The sequence below is a fragment of the Psychroflexus montanilacus genome (assembly GCF_020164535.1).
GTDB classification, from domain to species: domain Bacteria; phylum Bacteroidota; class Bacteroidia; order Flavobacteriales; family Flavobacteriaceae; genus Psychroflexus; species Psychroflexus montanilacus.
This window is the reverse complement of record NZ_JAIQZC010000005.1, coordinates 99,242-125,298: the sequence shown is the minus strand read 5'-3', so window position 1 is coordinate 125,298 and position 26,057 is coordinate 99,242. Positions and strand designations below refer to the sequence as shown.

The 26,057-nt window shown below is 35.8% G+C and carries 16 protein-coding genes; 11 read left to right on the top strand and 5 right to left on the bottom strand.

Annotated elements, in window-relative coordinates:
* Window positions 1–30: 30 nt before the first annotated feature.
* Entirely contained in the window at window positions 31–2,304 is a 2,274-nt protein-coding gene (gene tamL / locus LB454_RS13290; RefSeq protein ID WP_224465170.1) for a translocation and assembly module lipoprotein TamL, read from the bottom strand.
* Complete coding sequence (locus LB454_RS13285; protein WP_224465169.1) at window positions 2,297–7,291, bottom strand: translocation/assembly module TamB domain-containing protein; 4,995 nt, start codon at window positions 7,289–7,291, stop codon at window positions 2,297–2,299. Before LB454_RS13285 ends, tamL begins: the two co-directional genes overlap by 8 nt.
* Before the next feature lie 291 nt (window positions 7,292–7,582).
* Here LB454_RS13285 and LB454_RS13280 point away from each other — a divergent pair, with 291 nt between their 5' ends.
* Window positions 7,583–9,211, top strand: coding sequence for an acyl-CoA carboxylase subunit beta (locus LB454_RS13280; RefSeq protein ID WP_224465168.1), 1,629 nt, complete (start codon window positions 7,583–7,585; stop codon window positions 9,209–9,211).
* 73 nt (window positions 9,212–9,284) lie between these two features.
* On the opposite strand, the gene LB454_RS13275 is transcribed toward LB454_RS13280, so the two are convergent.
* Entirely contained in the window at window positions 9,285–11,144 is a 1,860-nt protein-coding gene (locus tag LB454_RS13275) for a T9SS type A sorting domain-containing protein (protein WP_224465167.1), read from the bottom strand.
* A 147-nt stretch (window positions 11,145–11,291) separates the two neighbouring features.
* Between LB454_RS13275 and LB454_RS13270 the strand changes: the two genes are divergently transcribed.
* Genes LB454_RS13270 through LB454_RS13250 form a run of 5 tightly spaced genes read left to right on the top strand, consistent with a single transcriptional unit; the run spans window position 11,292 to window position 15,331 of the window.
* A complete protein-coding gene (locus tag LB454_RS13270) occupies window positions 11,292–11,981 on the top strand; it encodes an RluA family pseudouridine synthase (protein ID WP_224465166.1) in 690 nt (229 codons plus the stop codon).
* A gap of 39 nt (window positions 11,982–12,020) precedes the next feature.
* The gene (locus tag LB454_RS13265; RefSeq protein WP_224465165.1) at window positions 12,021–13,010 is read left to right on the top strand and encodes a D-alanine--D-alanine ligase; all 990 of its coding nucleotides are present in this window, start codon (window positions 12,021–12,023) and stop codon (window positions 13,008–13,010) included.
* A gap of 35 nt (window positions 13,011–13,045) precedes the next feature.
* Window positions 13,046–13,504, top strand: a complete 459-nt coding sequence (gene coaD / locus LB454_RS13260; RefSeq protein ID WP_224465164.1) for a pantetheine-phosphate adenylyltransferase — start codon at window positions 13,046–13,048, stop codon at window positions 13,502–13,504.
* 4 nt (window positions 13,505–13,508) lie between these two features.
* Window positions 13,509–14,042, top strand: coding sequence for a DsrE family protein (locus tag LB454_RS13255; protein ID WP_224465163.1), 534 nt, complete (start codon window positions 13,509–13,511; stop codon window positions 14,040–14,042).
* Between the two features lie 11 nt (window positions 14,043–14,053).
* Complete coding sequence (locus LB454_RS13250; protein WP_224465162.1) at window positions 14,054–15,331, top strand: amidohydrolase; 1,278 nt, start codon at window positions 14,054–14,056, stop codon at window positions 15,329–15,331.
* Between the two features lie 52 nt (window positions 15,332–15,383).
* Here LB454_RS13250 and LB454_RS13245 read toward each other — a convergent pair whose 3' ends face one another.
* The gene (locus tag LB454_RS13245; protein ID WP_224465161.1) at window positions 15,384–17,447 is read right to left on the bottom strand and encodes a TonB-dependent receptor; all 2,064 of its coding nucleotides are present in this window, start codon (window positions 17,445–17,447) and stop codon (window positions 15,384–15,386) included.
* 63 nt (window positions 17,448–17,510) lie between these two features.
* On the opposite strand from LB454_RS13245, the gene LB454_RS13240 reads away from it, so the two are divergent.
* A complete protein-coding gene (locus tag LB454_RS13240; protein WP_224465160.1) occupies window positions 17,511–19,253 on the top strand; it encodes a M14 family metallopeptidase in 1,743 nt (580 codons plus the stop codon).
* Here the strand turns inward: LB454_RS13240 and LB454_RS13235 are convergent.
* The gene (locus LB454_RS13235; RefSeq protein ID WP_224465159.1) at window positions 19,221–19,844 is read right to left on the bottom strand and encodes an NUDIX hydrolase; all 624 of its coding nucleotides are present in this window, start codon (window positions 19,842–19,844) and stop codon (window positions 19,221–19,223) included. The genes LB454_RS13240 and LB454_RS13235 overlap by 33 nt on opposite strands.
* Before the next feature lie 8 nt (window positions 19,845–19,852).
* Here LB454_RS13235 and pyrE point away from each other — a divergent pair, with 8 nt between their 5' ends.
* From pyrE to LB454_RS13215, 4 genes are all read left to right on the top strand, one after another.
* Window positions 19,853–20,497: an orotate phosphoribosyltransferase gene (pyrE, locus tag LB454_RS13230; RefSeq protein WP_224465158.1), complete on the top strand. Its 645-nt coding sequence runs from the start codon at window positions 19,853–19,855 to the stop codon at window positions 20,495–20,497.
* A 2-nt stretch (window positions 20,498–20,499) separates the two neighbouring features.
* A complete protein-coding gene (locus LB454_RS13225; RefSeq protein WP_224465157.1) occupies window positions 20,500–20,892 on the top strand; it encodes an SRPBCC family protein in 393 nt (130 codons plus the stop codon).
* A gap of 141 nt (window positions 20,893–21,033) precedes the next feature.
* Window positions 21,034–25,002: a PAS domain S-box protein gene (locus LB454_RS13220; protein WP_224465156.1), complete on the top strand. Its 3,969-nt coding sequence runs from the start codon at window positions 21,034–21,036 to the stop codon at window positions 25,000–25,002.
* Between the two features lie 104 nt (window positions 25,003–25,106).
* The gene (locus LB454_RS13215; RefSeq protein WP_224465155.1) at window positions 25,107–26,012 is read left to right on the top strand and encodes a sterol desaturase family protein; all 906 of its coding nucleotides are present in this window, start codon (window positions 25,107–25,109) and stop codon (window positions 26,010–26,012) included.
* Window positions 26,013–26,057: the final 45 nt, after the last annotated feature.

Below are 26,057 nucleotides of genomic sequence, written 5' to 3'. Positions count from 1 at the left end.
GAAAAAATAAAAATAAAGTAACACTATCGATTAGAAAGGATAACCGATAGCAAAGTTGAGTACTGGATTTGCCGAATCAAAATTCCAGGATGTTGATGGTTCTTTAACAGGTGCAGCAAGATCCAATCGAATCACAAATCCCTGAATATCCACCCGAAGTCCAAAGCCTACTCCAGCACCGAGTTCATTCATGAAATTTGAACTGAATTCCCCACCAGGAGTTGCCTCATTGTCATTAACCAACCAAACGTTTCCTGCGTCTGCAAAAAAGGCACCGTTAAGGTATTCTGTAATTGGAAATCTATACTCTAAATTTCCCTCCAGTTTGATATCACCAGATTGATCAAAAAAGGAATTGCTTCCGTCCTCAGGAGAGAAAGTCCCGGGTCCAAGTGATCTAATTCTAAAAGCCCTTACGCTATAAGGTCCTCCAGAAAAATATTGTTTAACAAAAGGCAAGGACTCTGTAGTTCCCATTGGTCGCCCTGCCCCTGCAAATAAACGTCCCACTAACTTTTGCCGATTTTGATCCAGTTTGAGGTGATACCTTAATTCTACGTCTGCTTTAAAATAATGGGCATACTCCAAACCTATAAAGGTATTTTGACCCTCTTCATTTTGAGACCCCAAAAGATTCAACCCATTGCCGGCCATATCGTAATTGAAACCAAAGTATAAGCCTCCACTTTTGGACTGATCCTTAATTTCGTTATAGGTGAAGCTATACGTGAGTCCTGCAATAAATTGCTGTTCAAAACTTCGCCTTAAGAAAGGGTTATTATCCAAAATTTCTTCAAACTCCTCAGATGTATTTCCGAGGCTTACATACTCTAAATTTATAGGCCGCAATTCGTGAGTAACAAAACTATTGCCTTCCCATATATAACCAAAAGAAGTGTTGATTGAACTTAAGGTGTATAACTGAGTCCTGTTAAGATAATCCAAGCCTAAACTCACTTTAGTTTTAGGAATCGCATATTCAAAGCTTTCATTAAGATCTATTGGAAAAATCAAACGTGGAAATAAAAGTGAAGCATTTAAACCTAATTGAATACTGCTTAGGCCCTGATCACCAGTTCTTCCAAAAAACTGTTGTTCATAACCTCCGTTCAGAGATAGCCTAAGTAATTCTCCTCCCTGAAACAGATTCCGATTTGAATAAACAACACTTAAATTTGGTCCGGCAAAGTTGTTAGATTTAGTAACGCCTTGTAATTCTAATCTTAAGGACCTTTTGTTCATAGGAGAAAGAAAAATATCAGCTTTAAGATGTCGTTTTCCTTCTTCATCGGTAACTGTATCTTTTTCCTTGTAGTCGATATTTACAAACTTGTATGTTCTTATGGAAGAAAGTCTTCGGCTTGTGTATCTAGATAGCTTCGGGTTATAAGTTTCTCCAGGTTTTACTAACACATAAGGCTTCAAAAATTTTGGTTTGAAAAAAACAGAATCCTGTATAAAATTAAAGCCTTCAAAATTGACAGTGTCCTTGCTTTTTTCTTCATCAGATATACTTCGGTTTGGATGAATATTCACCTCATCAACCACGTATGGGACTAAGGATTTTTCGGGCACTTTAGTTTTTAATCTTAAATACAAGTTGAATTTCCTATCATCATAAGCATTGGTGTCAGCTTCAAAAATCAAAAAATCTGAATTGAAATTATAATAACCTCGTTCTTTCAAGTATTGGTCTATACGCTCACGTTCAGATTTTAGTGAATTAAAATTAAACAAGCTGTTTTCTTTTATATCAGATTCTTCTAGTGATGATTGAATCTCCTTATAAATCTGAAGTGAATCGTTAAGCGTTTTATTCAACTCATAGGACTTTAGCTTATAAGGTTCTGGCAAAACAATAGAATAATTCACAGAAGTTGACTGATCGGCAGAATCTTTTTCAATAGAAGAATTAACAAGGCTACCAAAATAACCTGAGTTCTCTAAACGGTTATTGAGAATATCTTCTGCGGCTTCTACATCGATGTTTTCAAAATAGTAAGGATCTTCCCCAATTTGTTTATTCAAAAATTTATTGATAAATCCAGGTTTTTCCCTATTAGCCTTAAAATGAAAATAAAGCCCAGGTCGCATTCCTAAAAACTTAGAATTGGTATTTCTTGATATAGCAGATTTCAGTTTTGCTTCAAGCTTACCGATATCTTTACCATTTTTATCATCAAATTCAATTTCTGCACCTGTATATAAAGTTTTATCCTCTGGCAGATATTTTTGGACACTACAAGAAGTCACTACAAAAACTGTAATGATTACATATAGAGATAATTTCAAAGCATCACTCATTGGATTCATTTTCAGATTCTTGGCTTTTTTTCTCCTCATTCTCTGCATCAGACTCTTTTTCAGAATCGGCTTCAGACTTTACTTTTGGCTCCTTTTCTTCCAAGGACTCTCGGTAAGCTTTATCCCAAAGGACTTTAAATTTATTGAATTCTCTAGTGAAAATAAGTGCAATTCCACTCACGAAGACTTGTCCGTCTATCACATTTTCATACTCACTTTTTCTAAATCCACGTAATTTCCAACGTCCATCTTCCGTAAGCAGATATTCCACACTCACATTGCCAACTACAGCCTGACTTTCTCCAGGTCTCTGGTCACCCTGGACATTCATTTGGCTACCAGCTTCTACCACCAACCTGTCATCCATTAGCTTCTTTTGTGCAGTAACATCAACTTCAGTTCTATCTTGTGCACTCCCGCCTTGATAATCTGTATAACTATTGACATCAAAATTGAGTGAAATTCCAGAATTACCCGTAAGCTTATCAGAAAAAGTATTGAGCTGATCTGAAAGCGCTTGGTTCACATTGTCTCTCGCCATCGATGCTGCTCCACCCTGGCTACCATCGCTCCCAGATTCTGGATAAAAGCGGTTGAGCACCAATAAGGAAAACACCTGTTTATTCAGCTGATCATCTTGTTGGTTGATTTGATTAATTCTACCGTACACTGAACCATTGATAGCGCCTTGCTTGTCTTCAGGCATGTCCAGTTTGAAATTTAATTCTGGTGATGTTAACTCTCCACCTACATCCAAATAAACGTAAAACGGAAGTTGCTGTTTAAATCTGTTTTGAACTGCTGCATTTTCTCCTGCAGTTTGTGAGGCCATCAAAGAACTTGCGGCAGTTTCAATTTTATAAATGGCACGTAAATCTAAATCAGCATTGTAAGGATTTCCACTCCAAGTAACTGAACTTGATGAAGCGATATCAAATTTTCGTTTAACAATATTATATAAATTCAACTCTACACTTCCTTTGGAAACTTCATACTTCCCTACCAGATTCATTTTGCCGGTTTTAGAGATATCAAATTTAAAATCTCCACCACCTTGAACGGTAACATTATCTTGAGTCCGCTTATTGAAAACTACCTTTACTTTAGATTTCTTCTGAATACTGATATCACTTTTCAAGTCTATTCCAGTTATAACAACATCCAAATCCTCATCATCTTGTTGCGTTAAGATATCATCTGGGTTTTGTTTGTTTACAAAAACAACGACCCCATCTCTCTCTTCAATACTAGCCTGAGATTCTGGAACGATATAAGTTAAGTCTGTACTTTCTTTGATAGTCAAATCTAAATCTACTTTCGGGAAATCAAGATTACCTTTCAGTTGGGCAGAGGCGTCAAAAACCAAATTTCCATAATACAGGTCATTATCTTCTACAGTGGAATTCAGCAGCTGAAAGTCCTTTGCATCAAAAGTAAGGTCAAATTTTGGGTTGATGATCTCTTCAATATCAACCGTTCCATTGGCGGCAAAGGTGTTGTCTTCCTTATCTGCAATTGTGAAATTATCTAATTTGATTTTATTTTTGGTTAAATCAATTCTTTCGTTTTTCAGCTGAAAGAGTGTATTTAAACTCTGGAGATTGAACTGAACATCATCAAATGCTAAGAAACCTTCATAATTTAGATCCTGAGGTGTTCCATCAATAGAAAACTTACCATTCAATTGCCCTTTAGAATTTTTGATCACCTCTGAGGCAAACATTTCTATGGTTTGCATTTCTATTTTTCTAAGATCAATGTTCAAGTCAACATCGGTTTCTGTCGCATTGGTGTGGTAAATACCATTGGCAGCAAGTTCTATCCCGCCGTCTTTTAAGCTCAAATCGAGTTCGTAATCGTCATTTTTGGTCGCTTCTGCTTTTAAAGTTAAATTACCCAGAGGAACCTCGGTGAATTCTAAATCTTCAATCTTGAGGCTGGAAACCAATCCGTTGGAGACTAAAGGTTCGATCAAGACCAAATTGCCACTCAACTTACCTCCTGCTATTTTTTCATCTGGATTGAAGTAACTGGTAATTGTTGATAATTTGAAATTATCGAAAACAATTCCGAAGTGAGGTTTTTCAAAATCTAAGGCATCTGTAAGTTCAATTTCTTGAGCATTTCTATTCAATTTAAAATTGGAAACTTTCAACGAGTCTTTTTGATATGTGATTTCATTATCACTTGGGATATTCCAGGGTGAGCCGTTTAAAATCAATTTTTCTGAGGACACATTGATTTTATACAAATCGTCCTCCTCAAACTTAATCGAAACTAAAGAACTAAAGAAATCTTTTTCTTCTTTGAATGCATCAAGACCTAAGCTAAGTTGACGATCTTTAAATTCACCAGAAAGTTTAGTTTTTGCAATATCCACTGGTCCAGCAAGAATATTATCAAATCCAAAATCGAAACTAGCGCTACTACCATTAGATTTAACGTTCAAACTTAGGCCTTGTACTTCATTATCCTGAAAATTCACATACGGCAGGTCTAACTTGGAAGTCAATTCATCTTCCTCTTCATGAAAGTGAATGGAAGCCCTGAGGGTGTCCATTTGATTCAAACCGTCTAAAAACACTTCAGATAAAATAGGAGAATCGATAAAAGTCATTTCCAGATCAAAATCTACTGGTCGATTAGACTTCTCTACCGCAGTTGTGTCTCTGGCGTATTTTTGAAAGTGGTTTTGCAAAGCTGAAGAAATTCCATTAATACCCGCATTAGCTTTAAAGTTGCCATTTAGAAATTGGCTTGACATTTCCGCCTCCGTTGAAGTAGAATCCACTTTTGAAGAGAGGTCGAAGTTGCCTAAATAATAAGGATCGTTGTCGTAAACCACCAGACCATCTTCCAGTTGCGCATCTAGCTGAAACTTGTCTGAGTTGCCTTCAAACTGAATTTTGGCTAAGACCTTAGCCCGTAAATCTTTGGGTGTCAACCCAAATTCTTTAGTTCGAATTCCATCAAGATTGAACACCAAATCAATCTTAGGTGAAACTGAATCCAATTCAATATTGGAAACAAAATCAAACTGAAGGTTTTCGTCACTATAATCAAATTTCACGTCGCCTTTGCCGTTGTCTAAATCACCTTCAATCTCTATGCCTGAAAACGTATATGTATTCCACTTGATGCTATCTATTGTTGAGGAAAGTTCCGCAGAAAGTTCGTTGAGAGAGTTACCTTTTCCAGTAGATTTCAGTTGCATAGTCAAATCTCCAAGCTGATCATTTTTGAGAAGTTCTCCAAGTTGAAGCGCTTTTATATCAAACCCAACTTTATAATCGATGTTGTTTGTAGAATTGAAAAACCCATCAAGTTGAATAGTTCCCAATGAAGTTTTGAGCTGACTTTTACTTGAAAAGTCATTTCCCTGTTTGGTGAAATCTCCCGCTAGAACTACAGATTTTGGCAGCGATATCCCAAGATCTTTCTCTGAAACAAATCTGGATAAATCTTTCTTAGTTGAGGAGGCCTTAAGGTTTTTCAATTCAAAACCTAACTTTTCTGTTTCAGTGAAATGACTCAGATTTCCGTTGAGGGAAAGTCCAGTGTTTTGTCCCCAATTGAGTTTGAACTCAATAATATTAAGCCTTTCAAGATCTCCCTGAGCTTGAAAATTTCCTTCAAAGTTATGTTCAGCAAGATTTGCGATCTGCTCATTGTTTTTAAGGTCTGGTGCAAACGCATAAGCATCTTTCACATCTGCCTTCAGGCTTTTTACATCAAGAGCAATGACTGAATTTGTCGGCGAATTTATAAGTTCCTCCAGGGAAGAGTAATTCAATTTTAAATTAGCATAAAGCAAACTATTATTGAGTCTAAGTCTAAAGTTAGTCAAACTAGTTTCTTCTGAATTCAATTCCGTTTCTACTTTCAATTCATCTAAAACCAAACCGCTCTTCTCCTTAAATCGAAACTCCTTGAGGTTGAACTTCAGGCTTTCTTCTTTAGACACATGAATGTCTTTTAGCTTAAAAAAGAACGCCTCGAAAGCTAAGGCTTCAGCTGAAAATTCTCCCTTTTTAGGTCGCTTTCCATTTTGATAGAATTCTAGTTTATGATTTTGAAAATCAATTTCATCAATGTCTATTTTCCATTCTGGCCAGGAAAAACTCGACTTAGATTCAGTCACACCTTCAGAATCATCGGAAGTAGTGGGTTTCGATTCCATTTCCAGCATAAGACTACTGTCTTTCCAGGCTAGCTCATTTAAAGAAATCACCTGATTTTCAAGATTAACATCCAGGTCTGAGAATGCAAAATCATTCACATAAACTTCTGAAGCAATTCCATCTGGAGAAGAATCATACATTAAATTGACGTCTTCTATGGATAAATCATCTATAATAATCCAAGGGAGTTGAGATTCTTCTTGCTCTTCTGAAGGTGACGAAGGTTTAAACTGAGAATAGGAAATCTCGGTTTCTGTTAGATTGATTTCAGCCAAATGAAACTTCATCTCTTCTAAATCAATGCTTTTGGATTCAAGTTCAAAAGTCCCCAAAATCAATTCTGCATCCATTCCCGTCACCTCATCAAAATAACTCAGATCAAAATCTGTGAAGGAAATTCTGCCAAGAGAAAATTGAGTTGTACCTCCTGAGGTATTTTCATTTTCAGCAGAAGTCTCTTCTTCAGGGGCAAACGCATCTATGATATATTGAAAGTTAAAGCCTTCCAGACTGTCTTTTCTATAAACATTGGCTTTTAAACCCCGCCAGTCGACCAAATCTATTTTTATCTCATCGCCAAATAAAAGCGGACGAAAAGGTACATTAGCTTCAAGGTATTTGGAATAGACTAAAGTGTCCTGAGATCTATCTTCCAGGTATAAATCTTCCAGAGTAACATTCCCATTGAAAGTAATATAAAGCTTACCAATATCGAATTTGGTGTCAATCTTTTCACTGATGTAATCTGTGACTTTACCAACAATGATATCTTGACCCCAAGGACTTCTTATGAAGATTATCAACACTACAAAAAGGACGAATAGACTGAGCAGAATTCTTAGAATAATTCTTAGAATTCTTTTATGTAATGGCCGGGAAGTAGATTGGTTTTTGGTCACTCTGTCTAAATAAGTGCCAAATTTAGAATAAGAAGTCTATTAACAAGAGTCTAACGCGTTTAAATTAAGTTAAATAACGACTACTAAAGGTAAACGAAGGTAAGTTCAGAATAAAAATAAAGCAAGAGTAAGCGAAAACGTTTAAGGTTTATAAGATTGGTTTTGTATTTTAGCGACTCAACCTTTAGAACATATTACATGGATATAAAATTCAATAAAAACGAAGATCATAATAAGCTTTTAGTCTCCGACCTAAGAAGCAAATTTGCTAAAGTGAGTCTTGGCGGTGGTGAGAAAAAAATTGAAAAACACCATAGTAAAGGTAAAATGACAGCCAGAGAACGTATCGACTTTTTGCTTGACGATGCTACAGATAGCATAGAGATTGGAGCTTTTGCTGGTGATGGCATGTATGAAGAACACGGCGGATGCCCTGGAGGAGGTGTTGTAGTAAAGATTGGAAAAGTCTCTGGTAAAAAAGTGATTGTCGTAGCCAATGACGCCACGGTAAAAGCTGGTGCCTGGTTCCCAATTACAGGTAAGAAGAATTTAAGAGCTCAGGAAATTTCAATTGAAAACAGATTACCGATCATTTACCTAGTTGATAGTGCAGGAGTTTATCTTCCTATGCAGGATGAAATTTTTCCCGACAAAGAGCATTTCGGAAGGATCTTTAGAAACAATGCGGTGATGAGCAGTATGGGTATCACACAAATTTCTGCAGTGATGGGAAGTTGTGTGGCAGGTGGTGCTTACTTGCCCATTATGAGCGACGAGGCGATGATTGTAGACAAGACAGGAAGTATATTTTTAGCTGGTAGTTACTTGGTAAAGGCCGCGATTGGTGAAAGCATAGATAATGAAACACTCGGAGGAGCTACAACGCATTGTGAAATAAGCGGCGTAACCGATTATAAAGCGAAAGACGATAAAGATGCGCTAACTAAAATCAAAAATATTGTAGATAAGATTGGTGATTTTGATAAAGCAGGCTTTAATCGAAAATCTCCTAAGAAACCAAAACTGGACCCCAAAGAAATTTATGGCTTGCTTCCCGCCAAGCGAAGTGACCAATATGATATGATGCCAATTATTGAGCGTCTGGTCGATGATTCAGAATTTGAGGAATACAAAGCAGGATATGGACAAACAATTATTACAGGCTACGCCAGAATAGATGGCTGGGCCGTTGGGATTGTGGCCAATCAGCGAAAAATCGTAAAAACCAAAAACGGAGAAATGCAGTTTGGAGGTGTGATTTACAGCGATTCTGCCGATAAAGCCACTCGTTTTATAGCTAATTGCAATCAGAAGAAAATTCCCCTGGTATTTGTTCAGGATGTGACTGGATTTATGGTAGGCAGTAAAAGTGAACACGGCGGTATTATAAAAGATGGGGCCAAAATGGTAAATGCAGTGAGTAATTCGGTGGTGCCTAAATTTACAGTGATTATAGGAAACTCTTACGGTGCTGGAAATTATGCTATGTGTGGTAAAGCTTACGATCCACGGTTAATTTTTGCCTGGCCAAGTGCAGAGTTGGCTGTGATGAGTGGTAATTCTGCAGCTAAGGTTCTACTTTCAATAGAAACTTCCAGACTTAAAGCCAAAGGTGAAAAAATAACCGAAGAGAAGGAAAAAGAGCTTTACGACAAAATCAAAAATAACTACGATGAGCAGACTAGTCCTTACTTTGCAGCAGCCAGATTATGGACAGATGCTGTTATAGAACCTTTGGATACAAGGAAATGGATTTCTAACGGAATTGATGTTGCTAATCACGCGCCAATTACTAAAGATTTTAATCTTGGGGTGATTCAGACATAAATAGTCTCAAATTAGAGATATTAAAAAAGCGCTATCTGATCTGATAGCGCTTTTAGTTTGTGCTATTATTTATTTACTGAACCATTAATTTTTCAGTTAATGATTGAGATTTATTTGTGAACTTTACGATATACAATCCAGATTTAAGGGAATTGATTTGAATATTTTCAAGACTATTTCGATCCTGAATTGATTTCTCGAAAACAAGTTGTCCATTCAAATTGAAAAGTTGAAGCTTAGAATTTGAATCTAAAACTAAACCAGGTAATTCTAAAGAAATAAAATTATTAGCAGGGTTTGGATAGACACTTAAATCAGTTTTGGATATAGGTGAATTAATAGAAAGAAAAACGGTTCCCTCATAAGCGCCTAAATAAGTTTCTTCCATTTCTCTCATAGTACCAAGAATATCTTCATCAATTTCTGGTATTCTAGGTACAACATAGTCACGCGGATTTTCAACTTCAGGAGAAATACTAAAGTCATTTTGATCTGTATCCACAAATTCCGGAGTGAAACTCACACTATTTTCATTGGTTTCAGAAATAAGGATAAATTCTTCTAAATCATTGGTAAACTCTTCGTCAGCACCTAATCTTCTGCCAATGCTTCCCAAAAATCCATTTTCACCGTCAGCAAATAAAAGATTATAATCAGCTGTTAAAATTCCCCTTTCCAGGTTTCCGTCTACGAGCGCATAAGATCTATATATAGGATCTGTTGTAGAAATAGAATTGCTAATCAGGTTATTAAAAATTTCTGCAGGTGGCTGACCTGTAGACCCACTTCTTAATTGGACTCCTGCTGAAGGATAGCTCACCGGGTCTTCACGGTCTAAGACAATTGTGTTATGTAATACTCTAGCTAAACCTAGGTTACCATCTTGTTCAAAAATCCAAATTCCATTTAAATAAATTGTTGGGTCACTAGTAGGTCCGGTGAACTCACTTCTCACCAATCCTGAAATTTTATTATTTGCTATCAAAGTAGTTTCATCGGAAATAGTACTTACACGAATACCAAAAACACTTCCTGGTGTACCTTCACGCTCAATGTAATTAATTACATTCTGACTTATTTCACCTGAACCTGAATCAATACTAATTCCTGAAGTACTCACAGGTAGTGCAGGAAAAGAGTTTAAGTTTGTAATACTATCAATAACATTATTCTTTATAATCATACCTCTATTCCCGAGTGTGTTTATTGCAAATGCACCACTACTCTCGTCGTGACCTAAACTTGCTTCACTTCCAAAAGTACAGTTAATGATTTGATTGTTTTCATCTTCAAAATCTACCCTACCAAAGAAATCTGCTGAAGCCAAAAACTGGATACCGCTACCACTATTATCAATACTAACATTATCAATAATGTTGTTACTATTAGCTGCTTCCTGGCTATCCGCATTGGAAGCAAATCTAATCGCCCTACTTGATGCTAAGGGTCTATCACCACTGGCCCCTAAAAAAATTGAACAATTTCTTATCACATTAAATGAACATCCTGCGCTTGATGAGCCTGCAAAACTAAAGCCCCTTTCAAGTTCATTACCCTCAGTACCAATATCTCTTATATTGAGGTTCTCAAAGGTAATGTGACTTAAAGAGTTGACTGTAATTGCAGCATCAGAAGAAGATGATGTTCCTATAATATTGAAAAACACAGTTTCTGGTTCTGCTGTAATAACAAGAGGTGATGTTTCAGAAAGACCAGGAATAGCTTCCAAAATAATAGGATTGGAGTATGTTCCAGGAACAACTGTGAACGTAGCTCCACCTTCACCAACACCTTCCTCCTGAAGATCTGAAATCATCTGTGTAAAAGTTTCATAATCTGCCTCAAGATCACCAACAGTGAATTCTCCACTCAAACCTTGAGCACTAACGGAAGTAATCATTAAACTAACAATAACCAAGTAAATTTTTTTCATGATATTTATTTTTTGCTTAAAGTTAAATTAAAATGCTTTTCATAGATTTTAATAAAACCCTAAATATTATTAATTAATGTTAATGCCAAATTTCAAAAGGCTTGTTAACTAACAAAAATCTAATACATTGGCATCAAATTTAACTTCATGCACACCACCCCAAATAACCTACAAATCATCTTCGAAGACAATCATCTCATTGTCATCAATAAAAGACCTGGTGACATAGTGCAGGGTGACAAGACTGGTGACTTACCTTTAAGTGAAGTTGTGAAGCTGTATCTGAAAGAGAAATATAATAAGCCTGGAGATGCATATCTTGGCGTTGTACATAGACTGGACAGACCCACAAGTGGCATAGTAGTTTTTGCTAAAACCTCAAAGGCACTTAGCAGACTAAATAAAGCGTTTGCCAATCGAGAAACAGAAAAAACATACTGGGCTGTGGTTAAGAATAAACCAAAACAAGACTCTGCAAGACTTATGCATTATCTGAAACGAAATCCGAAGCAAAATAAATCCTACGCACACATCAAACCTGTTCCTGGGGCAAAAGAGGCTGTACTCTCCTATGTGCTGAAGAAATCTCTAGATAATTATTATCTTCTGGAAATCGCCTTAGAAACTGGAAGGCATCATCAGATTAGAAGTCAGTTATCAGCGATTGGCTCACCAATAAAAGGAGATCTGAAGTACGGATTTGACCGAAGTAATAAAGATGGAAGCATACATCTTCATGCCAGAAAACTAATGATTACTCATCCCGTTCGAAAAGAGAATATCACATTTGAAGCAATGCCTCCTGATGATGTGATCTGGAAATCCTGTCGGTCTTAATTCAAATTTAGAAGGCTATATTTGAACAAATTTTTAAAAATGAAAAAAACCATAGCCGTAGCCATGGGCGGTTATTCCAGCGAAGCAGAAATTTCACTTAAAAGTGGAGAAGTTGTTTATAAACATTTATCGGCGAACCCCAAATTTGACGTCTACAGAGCACATATTCTAAAAGAAAAATGGTTTGTAAAAACTGATGCTGGGGAGGAATTTATAATTGATAAATCCAATTTTTCGGTAAGAATCAAGGACATTACCATTCATTTTGATTGTGTGTTTAACACGATCCATGGAACACCAGGAGAGGATGGTTTGTTTCAGGGTTACCTACAGACTTTAAAAATCCCACAAACTGCTTGCGACTATTATCAGGCAGCACTTACGTTTAATAAAAGAGATTGTATTTCTGTTTTGAAAGCTCATGGTATTCAAACAGCCAAGAATGTGTATATCAACAAAGGAGATGACATTGACACTCAGGCGATTATTGACCACGTAGGTTTACCGTGTTTTGTGAAGGCTAATCGGGCTGGAAGTAGTTATGGCATCTCTAAAGTGAAGAAAAAAGAGGATATCCTAGCAGCTTTAGACCATTCGTTTAAAGAAGATGATGAAGTGATAATAGAATCATTTTTGGATGGTCGTGAAGTAAGTGTAGGCGTGATTAATATTGGTAATGAAACCCAGGCTTTGCCAATAACTGAAATTATTTCTGAAAATGAATTTTTTGATTTTGAAGCCAAGTACCTAGGTAAATCTAAAGAGATCACCCCTGCAAATTTAAGCAAAGCACAAACAGAGGAAGTTCAAAATCTCGCTGTCAAAATATTTAAACTACTCAAACTTAAAGGATTAACACGGTCAGAATTTATTTTTCATAACAACGAACCGCATTTCTTGGAATGTAATGCTTGTCCCGGTTTAACTGAAGCCAGCATATTACCTCAGCAAGCAAAAGCTGCAGGTATTTCACTTCAAGACTTATTTACAAGTGCTATAGAAGTTGCAATTGAAAACTTTGAAGACTAATTGACTTTTAAGTATCTTAGAACAAATTTTAATTTATGAAACGAGCTGTTTTTCCTGGATCTTTCGACCCTGTCACCATTGGACACTACGATATTATCATGAGAGGACTCACCCTTTTTGACGAAATCATTTTGGCAATTGGAGTTAATTCAGAAAAAAAATACATGTTTACTTTGGAAGAAAGAAGAGCTTTCCTTGAAAACACCTTCAAAGATGAACCAAAAATAAAAGTAGATACTTATAAGGGATTGACGGTAAATTACTGTAAAGAAAATGAGGCCAATTTTATTTTAAGAGGATTGAGGAATCCAGCCGATTTTGAATTTGAAAAAGCCATCGCTCACACCAATAGAAAACTGGAAAAAATTGAAACTGTATTCCTGCTCACCTCTAGTGGAAAAAGCTATATCTCCTCCTCTATTGTACGAGATGTTATCCGCCACAAAGGTGACTACTCAAGTCTTGTCCCGGAATCTGTAGTCGTAAAATCTTAAATCCATGAAAAAATTATTCTTTGGCATTTTGTGTTTAACTATGATTTTGAGTTATTCTCAAACTTCAGAAGACCTCGATTTTTATGGTCCTGTATTTGAAGTTGAAGATGCCGATATAGATATTGATTTGAATCAAGACTTCAAAGTAGATTTTGATGTAGCAGATATTTCCAAGTCTACAACTGAAGCTAACAGAAAGTTTGTCACCGTAGCAAGATATCTTCAGCTTCACCGAGCTCCAAAATTAGAAAACAATAAGGTTAAGGCGGTTTTGGTTGTTCACGGTTCGGCTATCTTTGATTTATTCACTCACGAAGAATATGCGGCTCATCATCAAGAAGAGGGCTTGAAAAATCCAAATTATGACCTCCTAACTGTTCTTGAGGAAGAGGGTGTAGACATTGTCTTATGTGGTCAATCTGCAAAAAGCAGAAAAATAACGAGAGAAATGATGCATCCTAAAGTTAAATTAGCCTTATCAGCTATGTCTATGCATATCCAACTCCACAAAGAGAACTATACGCTTATTAAACTATAAATATTTTAACTATGAAATTTTTACTATCAACATTATGTATTTTGTGTTTTGCAAATGCATTTTCACAAATGGATTCAAAACTTTTGAAAGACATAGAATCCATTGAAAAACAAGTCATTGACTGGAGACATGATTTTCATCAAAATCCAGAATTATCCAATAGAGAATTTAAAACCGCAGAAAAAATTGCAAAACATCTTGAAAGTCTTGGTCTTGACGTTCAGACTGGAGTTGCACATACAGGAGTAGTAGCTACCCTTAAAGGTGAAAAACCAGGTAAAGTTGTGGCTTTAAGGGCAGATATTGACGCTTTACCAGTAACTGAACGCAATGATTTGCCTTTCAAAAGTGAAGTGGTGACAGAATTTCTAGGTACTGAAACTGGCGTAATGCATGCCTGTGGACACGATACGCACACAGCTATTTTAATGGGAGTAGCCGAAGTTTTAGTCAAAAACAAACATTTATTAAACGGCAGTGTAAAATTTATTTTTCAGCCTGCTGAGGAAGGACCTCCTCCTGGAGAAAAAGGAGGTGCCAGCTTAATGATAGAAGAAGGTGTTTTAAACAATCCTGATGTTGATGCTATTTTTGGGTTACACATCAATTCATCTACTCCAGTCGGTACCATAAGGTATAAGCCAGGTGGAACAATGGCAGCGGTTGAGCGATTTGTCATCGATGTAAAAGGAAAAGGTTCTCATGGTTCTGCTCCATGGACGGGTGTGGATCCTATTTTGATTTCAGCAAAAATCATAGACGGCTTACAAACCATCATTAGCCGTGAAGCAAAATTAGTAGATGAGCCCGCGGTCATAACCGTTGGTAAAATCACTGCCGGAACACGTTTTAATGTGATTCCAGAATCTGCCGAGTTGATAGGAACAGTAAGGACCTTAGATCCAGATATGCGCGAAATGGTCATCAGACGGATGAATGAGATGGTTCCTGCCATTGCTAAAGCTTATGGTGGAGATGCTGAAATCACTTTTCAAAACAACACCGCCATTACCTATAATGACCTGGAGTTGACTGCAAACATGCTTCCAACTCTACAAAAACTAGCTGGTGAAGATAAAGTTGAGCTTGTAAAAGCAACTACAGGAGGTGAAGATTTTTCTTTTTTTCAAGAAGAAGTACCTGGGTTTTACTTTTTCCTTGGAGGCATGACTCCTGGAAACGAAACGCCCTATCCCCACCACACACCAGATTTTATGATTGATGATGATGGAATGCTTTTAGGTGTCAAAAGTTTGACGCAGTTAGCTATTGATTATTTAGACAACTAGACTAATAGATGTTAGAGATAAGAAATTAGACTATATAAATTTAGCCTTGGTTTTAGAACGTATAATTTAAAGCTAAACTTCCGAAGTAATTTCTAGGTTCACCGGGGTAGAAATACCTCGGTTCACTACCTCCAAAGCCGACTGCGTTAGTAACTATACTTGAAGCGTACTTCTCATTAAATGCGTTATTCATTCCTAGGTTCACTCTTGCTGAAAGTGTGTTTAAAATTGGGAATCTATATTCTAGCTTCACATTTGAGAAAGCATAAGATTCAGCAAATTCAGTATTAGCATCGTTCACAGGGATTTCTGAAACCGCATTGGTTTGGAAATATAAATAAAACCTATCTCCTATCTGTGCATCCAGACCAAAACTGAATTGTTGAGAGGGCACTCCTGTAAGATCGTTTCCTGAAAATGATTCACCCTGATCTACAAATTCATCAAATTCATAAAAATTGAAACTACCATTAAAATAAGGCTGTAATTTTAGCCAGGATTGGTAATTAAGGTTCGATTTGATAGAAAACTCTATTCCAGGGTGAGAAGTGGAACCTGCATTTATTCCAACAAAGCGGTCTTCCGCTACACGTCTAGCTACCAACAAATTATCTACATCCATATAGTATGCGCTGACTTCTGTAAACAATTTTTCCTGAAACCATTTGGCTTTATAGCCAATCTCATAATTCCAGCCTATTTCGGGGTCTAGTTCAGTATTAAACACACCTTCTTCTGTTAAACTTTGTTCTACTGTTGGTACAGAGAAACCTTTACTTACAGATGCTGAAATCTTTTGATTATTGGATATTGAATAGGTCCCAACTAAGTTTGGTAACCAGACTTGATCGTAATCATAATCCCCAGTCTGAGAATTCTCTGGGCTCGAAAATTGATCGTTGATTTCGTAAGACGTTTTATTGGTCGCCAGGCCTAACTTTAAGTCCATTTTTCTAGCCAATGAAACATCAAGTGTTGCAAAACCTTCTATGTATTGCCTTTTCTGATTTAAATCTGACAGCGTTTCTCCTTGTAATGTTCCTCGACCTTCATTCTCTTGGTATCTGTTTTCAAAAGTAGCTACGTCGAAATCGTCTCGTAAAAATTCGCCACCAATGTTCAACCTTGAGTTAAGCCCGAATAAATCAAAATCAACTTCAGTGGTATGTCTAAGACCAATCCCTGTATTTTTTTCCTGTAAAATATCGAAGGGTCTTGGCTCGTATGCGTCTCGAATGTTGGTAAACACCGCTGTATTTTGCTGAATGTTGGAACCTATTTGATTGGAATAATTAAGACCCACTACTCCTCTGGTGTAAGACTCATATCCCCTGGCCTGACCCCAGGTAAAAGCGGCTTGAGTGGGGTTTTCTTCAAAATTGGTTCTGCCAAGAGAACTTGGTATGAAGCCTTTTAATTGAATGACTTGTCCTACCAATTGCAGTTTTGAAGTTTCAGACAAATCCCACTCTGAATTTAAAAAATAAGACTCTCTCTGGTAATTACTGTTTTCTCTAAAACCACCAGAACTGAGATTGTTATAAGTCAGATTTATTCTTTTATTTCCTTCTGAAACATTGAGCGAATAGTTTTGTTTTAGAAGATCAAAACTTCCAACAAGCAACTCTGATTCAGCGTAGGTTTGATCTTTGAGTACCGATTCTAGCTGAATGACGCCTCCAAGTCCAGCACCAAATTCGGTTGCCTGAGGTCCTTTAATAACTTTTACTTCAGAAATGGTGGTTAGATCGATGTCATGTAATATAGATGTCCCATTGGCTGTGCTTAAGGGTATATTGTTATAATATAACTTAAGCCGATTGGTTTCAAATTGTGCTCTGGCTCCTATTCCTCGGATATTGATTTTAGTAGTATTGATTCCACCTTGCTGCATATAAATCCCCGGAATTTTATTTAAAATAGGCGTTATGGTAGTTTGATTGGATTGCAACAACTCTTCCTGTTTCAAAAAAGAAATATTGGATTGTGCTTGGTATGCTTTCTCTATTTCAAGTGAAGTTTTAAGATTGACTTCTTCCAATGAGGTCGTGTCTTTTTGACTTTGAGAAAAAATTATGCCCGAAATAAAAAAGATAATGATGCTAAACTGTTTCAAGTGCTTATTTTTAGAACTTCAAATGTAAACGAATTAAAAAGCTTAAATTCTAAAAAAATACTAATGTCAAAATACGGATTGCTACTTCTTATTTCCATTTTCATATTCTCATGTGAAACTACAACCAAAAAGGACACCTCTGATGAATCCTCATCAGAATTTGAAATTGCTTTTGAACGATCTGGAGGGGACTCTACTTCCACTTATGAGGAAGTTATTAAATTTTATGAATTTCTATCAGATAAAGACGATAGAATTTCGATGGAAGAAGTTTATGAAACTGATAGTGGCAAACCCCTTCACCTAGTTAAGTTTACTCCTAAAGATTTGGAAGAAAACTCATTAAAGCTTTTGATTAACAATGGAATTCATCCTGGTGAGTCTGATGGAATAGATGCGACCATGCTGCTTTTTAAGGATTTATCCAATGGTGATTGGTCACTACCAAACGATGTAGTATTACATGCTATTCCTATTTATAACATCGGAGGGGCTTTAAATAGAAATTCACATTCAAGAACCAATCAGAGTGGTCCATCTGAATATGGCTTCAGAGGAAATGCAAAAAACTACGATCTCAATAGAGATTTCATGAAATCGGATACCAAAAATAGCAAAGCTTTTTACAGTATTTTTCATGAGGTCAATCCAGATGTTTTTGTTGACACTCACGTTAGTAACGGAGCCGATTATCAATATACTCTTACCCATCTTTTCACTCAGCATAATAAGCTCGGTGGTCAATTAGGTAAACAATTGGAAAATCAATTTATCCCTGAAGTTGAAAGCCAATTGAAAGAAAAAGAATGGGAAATCACTCCTTATGTGAATGTCTTCAATGAAAGTCCAACAAAGGGATTTACTCAGTTTAACGATTCACCAAGGTACTCCTCTGGTTATACTACATTGTGGAACACACTGGGTTTAATGATTGAAACACACATGCTAAAACCTTATCCTAAGCGCGTAGAAGGCACGTTTGAAATGCTCAAAACTTTAGTAGAAGTTTCTCACGTACAAAAAAGCAGTATACAAAAAGCAAGAGAACATAACTTTCAACAGTTTTCTAAGGCTAAAGTCTATCCTCTTAACTTTCAGGTAGATTCGTCAAGCCATAGTCGCTTTAACTTTTTAGGTTACGAACTTGAAAGCTCAACAAGCGAAATCACTAAGCTACCAAGAATTAAATTCAGAAAAGATAAACCTTACGAGAAGGAAGTAAGCTATTATAATCAGTTTAAAGCAACAGACTCTGTTTCTATTCCAAAAGCTTACATCATTCCAAAGCAATGGTCTCATGTGATAGAGTTGCTGAAATGGAATGGTATCGATTATGAGCGTTTTGCAAAGGATACGTTGGTGGAAATTGAAGAATACAGAATCGTAGATTTTAAAACCCGATCGTCTGCCTACGAAGGTCATTATTTGCATTCTGAAACTAAGGTCTCTTCCAAAATTCTAGAAAAACAGTACTCTCAAGGCGATGTGGTGGTAAAAGTAGATCAGCCTGGATTACGCTACATTATTGAAACTTTGGAACCTGTGGCCGTAGATTCGTTTTTCAACTGGAATTTCTTTGATAGTATTCTTCAGCAAAAGGAAGGCTTTTCTCCCTACGTTTTCGAAGATTTAGCTCTCACCATTTTTGAAAAAAATCCCGAGTTAAAAGCTGAATTTGAAGAAAAGCAAAAAAAGGATGCTGAATTTGCTAGGAATTGGTACGCGCAACTGAACTGGATCCACAAACATTCAAAGCATTATGAATCGGCGCATTTAACTTACCCTATCGTTCGGGTGCTGAACTAAATATTCTTTTGGAAATAATAGTTTGATGTTGGCATAAGATTTCTTGAGAGCCTTTTGGGTTTGCTCGAAATTTTTCCATTTGGCTTTTTTTATACCTTCAGCAATTTCTGGAATGAGGTCACCATCAAAGTCAGTTTTCATTTCAAACCAATGAGTTTCCTTTAGCTTGTACTTGGAATTACGGTTGATAATGTGGTAGGTAGTTTGTAAAAAGGAAACAATTTCCAAACCTTCTACATGTGTTTCTTCTTCAACTTCCCTCAGCGCTGTTTGCTCAATGTCCTCCCCTTTTTCGGCTTTTCCTTTGGGCAAATCCCATTTTTTATTTCGATAAATAAAGAGGATTTCATTGCTGGAATTATACACCAAACCACCACCAGCTACAATCACTTTGAGCTTTTTCTTAAGGTGTTTTAAAAGTTTATGTTCCTTTTTGTGATAAAGATTTAGATAAGCTAGTTCTCCTGACTCTATTTGGCGGATGAGTCGTTTTAGTTTTGCTTTTTTTATGGGAATATTGGTGTAGTTTGAACCTATATTTTCTTGAGTGGACAATATTATTGGCACATCATTCACGAAAACTTTATACATTTGCAACTATGATTTTAGATGAAAATACAGCCCATAAAACAGCAGAGCTTTTGCTGCAAATTAACGCAATAAAATTAAATCCACAAGAGCCATTTACTTGGGCAAGTGGCTTAAAATCTCCTATTTATTGCGACAACAGAATAATCTTATCCTATCCGCCAATCCGAAATTTCATAGTTTCAGAAATGGCAAAACCTATAGAAACGCTTTTTGGTAAACCAGATGTGATTGCTGGAGTTGCTACTGGAGCTATCGGTATAGGAGCTATTATTGCAGACTATCTGGGTTTGCCTTTTGTATATGTAAGACCTGAGCCCAAAAAACATGGCAGACAAAATCAAATTGAAGGAAAACTGGACCCTCATGCCAATGTAGTTGTCATAGAAGATCTAATCAGTACAGGAAAAAGCAGTTTAAATGCTGTGAATGCTTTAAAAAATGAAGGCCAAGCCAATATAAAAGGAATGATGGCTATTTTCACCTACGGCTTTGAAGCTTCAGAACAATCTTTCAAAGACGAACATTTGGATGTCTATACCTTGGGGAATTATGACATCCTTTTAGAAGAAGCTTACAAAACCAATTATCTTAATAAAACTGAAGTTGAACTATTAAAAACCTGGCGAAAAGATCCTGCCAACTGGAACCACTAACTATGCACATAGAAAGCGAAAAGAAAACCGTAGCCAAAAGTCAAAAAGAAACCTATGAGTTTCTTAAAAATGTAGAAAATTTTGAAAAACTAATGCCAGAAGGAATTGAAAAATTTGAAATGCTTTCCGAAGAAAGTTTTCTTTTTCAATTGAAAGGAATGCCCGCTATAAAACTTAAACTTGATAAAACTGAACCTCACCACCTTGTAGTTCTCGCTGCAGCAAGTGACAAACTTCCTTTTACATTGAGAGGTGAGATAGAAGCTATTGCTGAAAGCCAATCTGAAGTTCAATTGATTTTTGAAGGAGAATTCAATAGCATGATGGCTATGATGATCAAAAATCCAATCAAAAAATTCATTACAACACTAAGTGAAAACTTGACAAGCATATAGATTTTCAAAAATTTCTGATTACAATTTACCAATCACAATGATAAGCTAAAGGCAATTATTTTATATTAATTGCCTTTTTTTCATGATTAACATTGCTGTATTCTAAATTATATCTTAAATTTATGTTGGTATTTTATTGGTATGGAAAAAGACAGACTGAAAGCACTTTATAACTATAAGATTATTGATTCTGAAAAAGACAAAAGTTTTGATCGGCTTGCGAAAATCGCAGCGATAGTCTGTGATTGTTCTTATGCACATATCAGTTTTATTGATGATAAAAGGTTATGGATAAAATCAAGTTATAACCACGACAAAAAAGAATTCTCCAGGGAAAACACATTTTGCAATTTGACTATCGACAATCCGGAAAAACTTAAAGTGATCCCGGATGTAGATAGGGAAAAAGATCCTAAAATTATAAAAGCCTCACAAAACAATCCAAGCGTTAAGTTTTATGCAGGAAAATCAATTGTCGATGATGAAGGTTATGCTTTAGGAACCATTTGTGTGTTTGATTCCAAACCAAAAGACCTTACAAAAGACCAAAAAGAGATTCTTGATCAACTTTCTGAAGAAGTGATGGATAAAATCATAGCGCATAAGGAGAGACTTGAACTCAAAGAACTCAATGAAAGTATTTCTGATGGGAAGAGCAGGTTTCAAACTTTGCTCAACAATACTGGAGACATGGTCTTTTTGCTGGATTCCAATTACAAATTCATAGAGTTTTATGGAAGAGAAGATAACTTACTCGTAGACAAATCCAGTTTTATTGGTCAGCATTTAGACAATTTAGAAATCGACAAAAAACTTGTGTACCAGCTTAAGTTAGCTGTAAAGGCAAGTAAGCTTTATAATTCTAGCATTCCTGTTGAGTATGATCTGAACAGAAACGGTACTCAGAAGTGGTTCAGCATGAATGTGACTGTTATACAAAGAGAAAATTTTGAATCTGAAATACTATGCGTAATACGAGATGTCACAGACCGTAAAAAAGCTGAGAAAAACCTTAAGCTTATCAATAACCTTTTCAATGAAGCAGAGAGTCTTGCCAGAGTTGGAGGTTGGCGTTATGATGTGAATAAAGAAGAATTGTTTTGGACTCCTATTCTTAAAGATATTGCAGAAATAGATGGTCACATCCAACCTACAATTGATGAAGCGAAGAATTTTTTCAAAGATGGCAAAAGTTTAGAGAAAATCAATCAGAAGGTTATTGAATGTATAAAATTCAACACCTCTTATACAGGAGAGTTTGAAGCACTTACGGCCAAAAAAAAACCCATCTGGGCACTTGTTAATATCAAACCAGAAATCGTTGATGGTGAATGTATTGGTGTCTATGGATCGTTTCAGGACATAACAGAAATAAAAAACACTAAGGAAAAACTCAAAAAAGAAAGAGGACGACTTAATGATATCATCAATGCTACCAATCTTGGTACATGGGAATGGAACGTTCAAACTGGTGAAGCCGTATTTAATAACAGATTTGTTGATATGCTCGGTTATACCACCAGAGAAATACCTTTAGTAAATTCTATTGAAGTTTGGAACAAAGCAACCCATCCCGATGATTTGAGAAAAAGTGATTTAAAGCTTCAGGAGCACTTTGAAGGTAAAACAGAATTTTATCAAATAGAATTACGCCTAAAACACAGGTTAGGACATTGGATTTGGGTATTGGACAAAGGGAAAGTAATTTCCTGGACTGATGATGGAAAACCAGAGTGGATGTTTGGTACCCACCAAGATATTTCAGATAAAAAGGCCCTGGAAAAAGAGCTAAAGCAGAATGTACAACAGTTTAAAAATATTTTTGAGCTCTCACCCATAGGGATAGTAATTACAGATTTTGCTTCTGGAGAATTCCTTGATGTCAACAAAGCTATGCAGGACATGATAGGCTATGATGAAGAAGAAATCCTCGGTATGAGCATCTGGACCATCACTCCAGAGAAACAAATAACTCAAACTGACAGTAAGCAAATCAACTACCTTAAGGATCTTAAAAAAATAGGACCCTTGGAAAGGGTAATTAGAACGAAATCAGGAAAATTACTCACCGTTGTTATCAATGGCCTCATCCACTTCGACAAAAATGGAAAACGCATTGTTATATCTACTTTGCAAGATGTTACCGAACAGAAAAGAATTGAGAAAAAATTAAAGAATTCTAAAACTGAAGCAGTAAAAGCTAGTCAGGCCAAATCCGAATTTGTGGCAAACATGAGTCATGAAATCAGAACACCTCTAAATGGAGTTATCGGATTTTCTGACTTATTGATGAAAACCCCACTCAATGAGGTGCAACATCAGTATATGAAAACAGTATTTCAATCGGCTAATATTCTTCTGGATTTAATCAATGACGTTTTGGATTTTTCAAAGATCGAATCAGGAAAACTTCAGCTGGACACAGCAAAAACAAGTCTACTATCTATTGTAGAGGAGGTTGCAGACCTGACCAAGTATGAAGCTCACAAGAAGGGTCTGGAACTCATTTTGATTGTTGAAGAAAAAGTTCCTGATTATGTTTGGATAGACGGGGTTAGGATCAAACAAATTTTAATGAATCTCATCAATAATTCAATAAAATTCACCAATAAAGGCTTCGTAAAACTCAGCATATCTTTCAAAAGTAAAGCCAATCATCTGTCCAATTTGATATTTTCTGTTGAAGATTCTGGAATTGGTATTGCTAAAGAAAACCAGAAGAAAATTTTTAATGCTTTTATCCAGGAAGATACATCAGTTACAAAGAAATACGGTGGTACTGGTTTAGGCCTGGCTATATCTGATAAGATATTGAATTTAATGAATAGTAAATTAAGACTGAAAAGTAAGATTGGTCAAGGTAGTAAATTCTATTTTGAGGTCGCCCTACAGTCCGAATATAACAAAGAAAAAGAAATACAAAACATAGATAATTTTAAAAATATTCTTGTCATTTCTACTGTGAAAGAGCATTTTGAAACTATCAAAAATCACTTAAAGTCCTTTGATGTAAAAATTAATTACGTAAAAAATCTGGATAGTGCCTCAACTAAAATGACAGACATATCTCCAGAAGTCATTTTTATAAATCAGGAATGCTCCATTGATGAATCATGCCATTTGGTTTCCAGGTTAAAAACGCATAGCAAGTCAAAAAATGTCCGCTTTGTCCTGTTGAGCAGATCCAATTCTACTGAGGAATATGAGGAAAAGAATTTTCTTAAACACTTTGATCAACTCATCACCAAACCCATAAAAAAAGGAGATTTAATGCAAGTCTTTTCTGATGAAAAATTAAATCTAAGTACAAGCCAAGAAAATAAGCTTGAATTGGAAATTCTTGAAGAAACTGCTCATCTTAAATTTTTGGTTGCTGAAGATAACCTTATCAATATGGAATTGATAAAATCTTATCTAAAAAATATTTATAGCGATGTAGAAATTTTTGAAGCCGAAGATGGACATAAAGCGTTTAGCTTATTTAAAAAACACCAACCAGACATAATATTCTCAGATATTCAAATGCCAAATATGAATGGATATGAGTTAACACGAGCGATTAGAGCAGAAAAAAATGGTAAAACTGTCCCCATCATAGCAATAACAGCAGGAACGGTGAAGGGAACAAAAGAAAAGTGTCTGGAAGCTGGCATGGACGATTATATTTCCAAGCCAATTTTACAGGAATCTATTAGAAATATCATTTTAAAGTTTTCTATAAAGATTAGTGAAAAAAGCATAGAACCACAGACAAAGGAAAAGGAATCCGAAATAAAGAAAAAGGATGAACCAGGAGCTTTTGAAAAAGAACATTTAATGGAAATGATTGGTCATAATGAAATGTTTTTTAATGAACTCATTAAGTTGGCAGATGAAACCCTCAACGAGACGTTAATAGATTTAATGGAAGTTGAAGAGGAAGACACCTTAAAAAAACTAGCTCATAAAGTAAAAGGTACAGCTTTGAATCTTGGTGCAACTTCTCTATCTGACTGTGCTTTGAAAATTGAAAAGTCAAAAATCAAAAACAAAAAAGAATTCGAAAGTCAGAAGCAAAAACTTTCCAATGAGATTAAAAACTTAATTGACTCGCTTCCTGTACTTACCTAGCCTGAAAAGACTAAACAGATTTTAAAATTAAGCCTAGACTAGTAAATTTAACATAAAACAAATGAATTAAGTTTCACATTCTTTATGTTTGCGAAAAAAACCCGATGGATAAAGTCAAAATAAGTTTAGAGGATGTTGCAAACTTGGATTTTACAACCATAATATGGATTGCAGCTCCTGTGATGTTTACTTTGGTAGCTTTGGAATCTTATTTTAGCTATAAACAAAATAAGAAACTTTACGAAGGAAAAGATTTTATGGCTTCCACTTTTATAGGTGTTGTCAATATCCTTTTAAATGGTGTCATGAAGCTTGGAGTTTTTGCCTTTTTCTTATTCTTTTACAACCTGACTCCTTTTTACATTCCGATGACCTGGTGGTCTTTTATTCTTTGTTTTATTGCTTTAGATTTTGTGAGATACTGGTCGCACAGGATCGCTCACGAACAGCGCTTCTGGTGGTCGACTCACGTTGTACACCACAATTCTGAATACTACAATCTATCAACATCTTTCAGACTTTCCTGGACACAAAATCTTAAAATCATTTTCTTTTTACCTGTGATTTTAATGGGATTCCATCCTTTTGTGTTTTTGGTAGTTCACCAGATTGAAGTGCTATACCAATTCTGGATCCATACAGAATACATCAAGAAATTACCAAAACCTATCGAATACATCTTTACAACTCCATCTCATCACAGAGTTCATCATTCCAAAAATGAAAAGTATCTGGATAAAAATTATGGATCAACTTTAATCATTTGGGACAGAATTTTTGGAACGTTTGAGCCTGAAGTAGAGAAACCAGTTTATGGAATCACAAAACCAATAAAAACTTATAATCCATTTACACTAGTTTTTCATGAATGGGTAGCTCTCTTTAAAGACATTACCAAAGCAAAATCTGCGAAGCATGCTTTTCAGATGGCCTTCGGCAGTCCAGTAGATTACCATAAATCTGAAATGCAAAAAATGAAAGTTCAGGAAACTAGTCTGAAAAAAGAGTAAACAGATTTTTGGATAAGTACTTATTGTTAAGAGTTTTCTATTAAA

Bases quoted from the DNA above. Each gene is read 5' to 3' on its own strand.
- LB454_RS13235 (WP_224465159.1), bottom strand. From the start codon at position 19,844: ATGTATAAAGTTTTCGTGAATGATGTGCCAATAATATTGTCCACTCAA.
- LB454_RS13275 (WP_224465167.1), bottom strand. From the start codon at position 11,144: ATGAAAAAAATTTACTTGGTTATTGTTAGTTTAATGATTACTTCCGTT.
- tamL (WP_224465170.1), bottom strand. From the start codon at position 2,304: ATGAGTGATGCTTTGAAATTATCTCTATATGTAATCATTACAGTTTTT.
- coaD (WP_224465164.1), top strand. From the start codon at position 13,046: ATGAAACGAGCTGTTTTTCCTGGATCTTTCGACCCTGTCACCATTGGA.
- LB454_RS13220 (WP_224465156.1), top strand. From the start codon at position 21,034: ATGGAAAAAGACAGACTGAAAGCACTTTATAACTATAAGATTATTGAT.
- LB454_RS13240 (WP_224465160.1), top strand. From the start codon at position 17,511: ATGTCAAAATACGGATTGCTACTTCTTATTTCCATTTTCATATTCTCA.
- LB454_RS13265 (WP_224465165.1), top strand. From the start codon at position 12,021: ATGAAAAAAACCATAGCCGTAGCCATGGGCGGTTATTCCAGCGAAGCA.
- LB454_RS13280 (WP_224465168.1), top strand. From the start codon at position 7,583: ATGGATATAAAATTCAATAAAAACGAAGATCATAATAAGCTTTTAGTC.
- pyrE (WP_224465158.1), top strand. From the start codon at position 19,853: ATGATTTTAGATGAAAATACAGCCCATAAAACAGCAGAGCTTTTGCTG.
- LB454_RS13225 (WP_224465157.1), top strand. From the start codon at position 20,500: ATGCACATAGAAAGCGAAAAGAAAACCGTAGCCAAAAGTCAAAAAGAA.
- LB454_RS13255 (WP_224465163.1), top strand. From the start codon at position 13,509: ATGAAAAAATTATTCTTTGGCATTTTGTGTTTAACTATGATTTTGAGT.
- LB454_RS13215 (WP_224465155.1), top strand. From the start codon at position 25,107: ATGGATAAAGTCAAAATAAGTTTAGAGGATGTTGCAAACTTGGATTTT.
- LB454_RS13270 (WP_224465166.1), top strand. From the start codon at position 11,292: ATGCACACCACCCCAAATAACCTACAAATCATCTTCGAAGACAATCAT.
- LB454_RS13250 (WP_224465162.1), top strand. From the start codon at position 14,054: ATGAAATTTTTACTATCAACATTATGTATTTTGTGTTTTGCAAATGCA.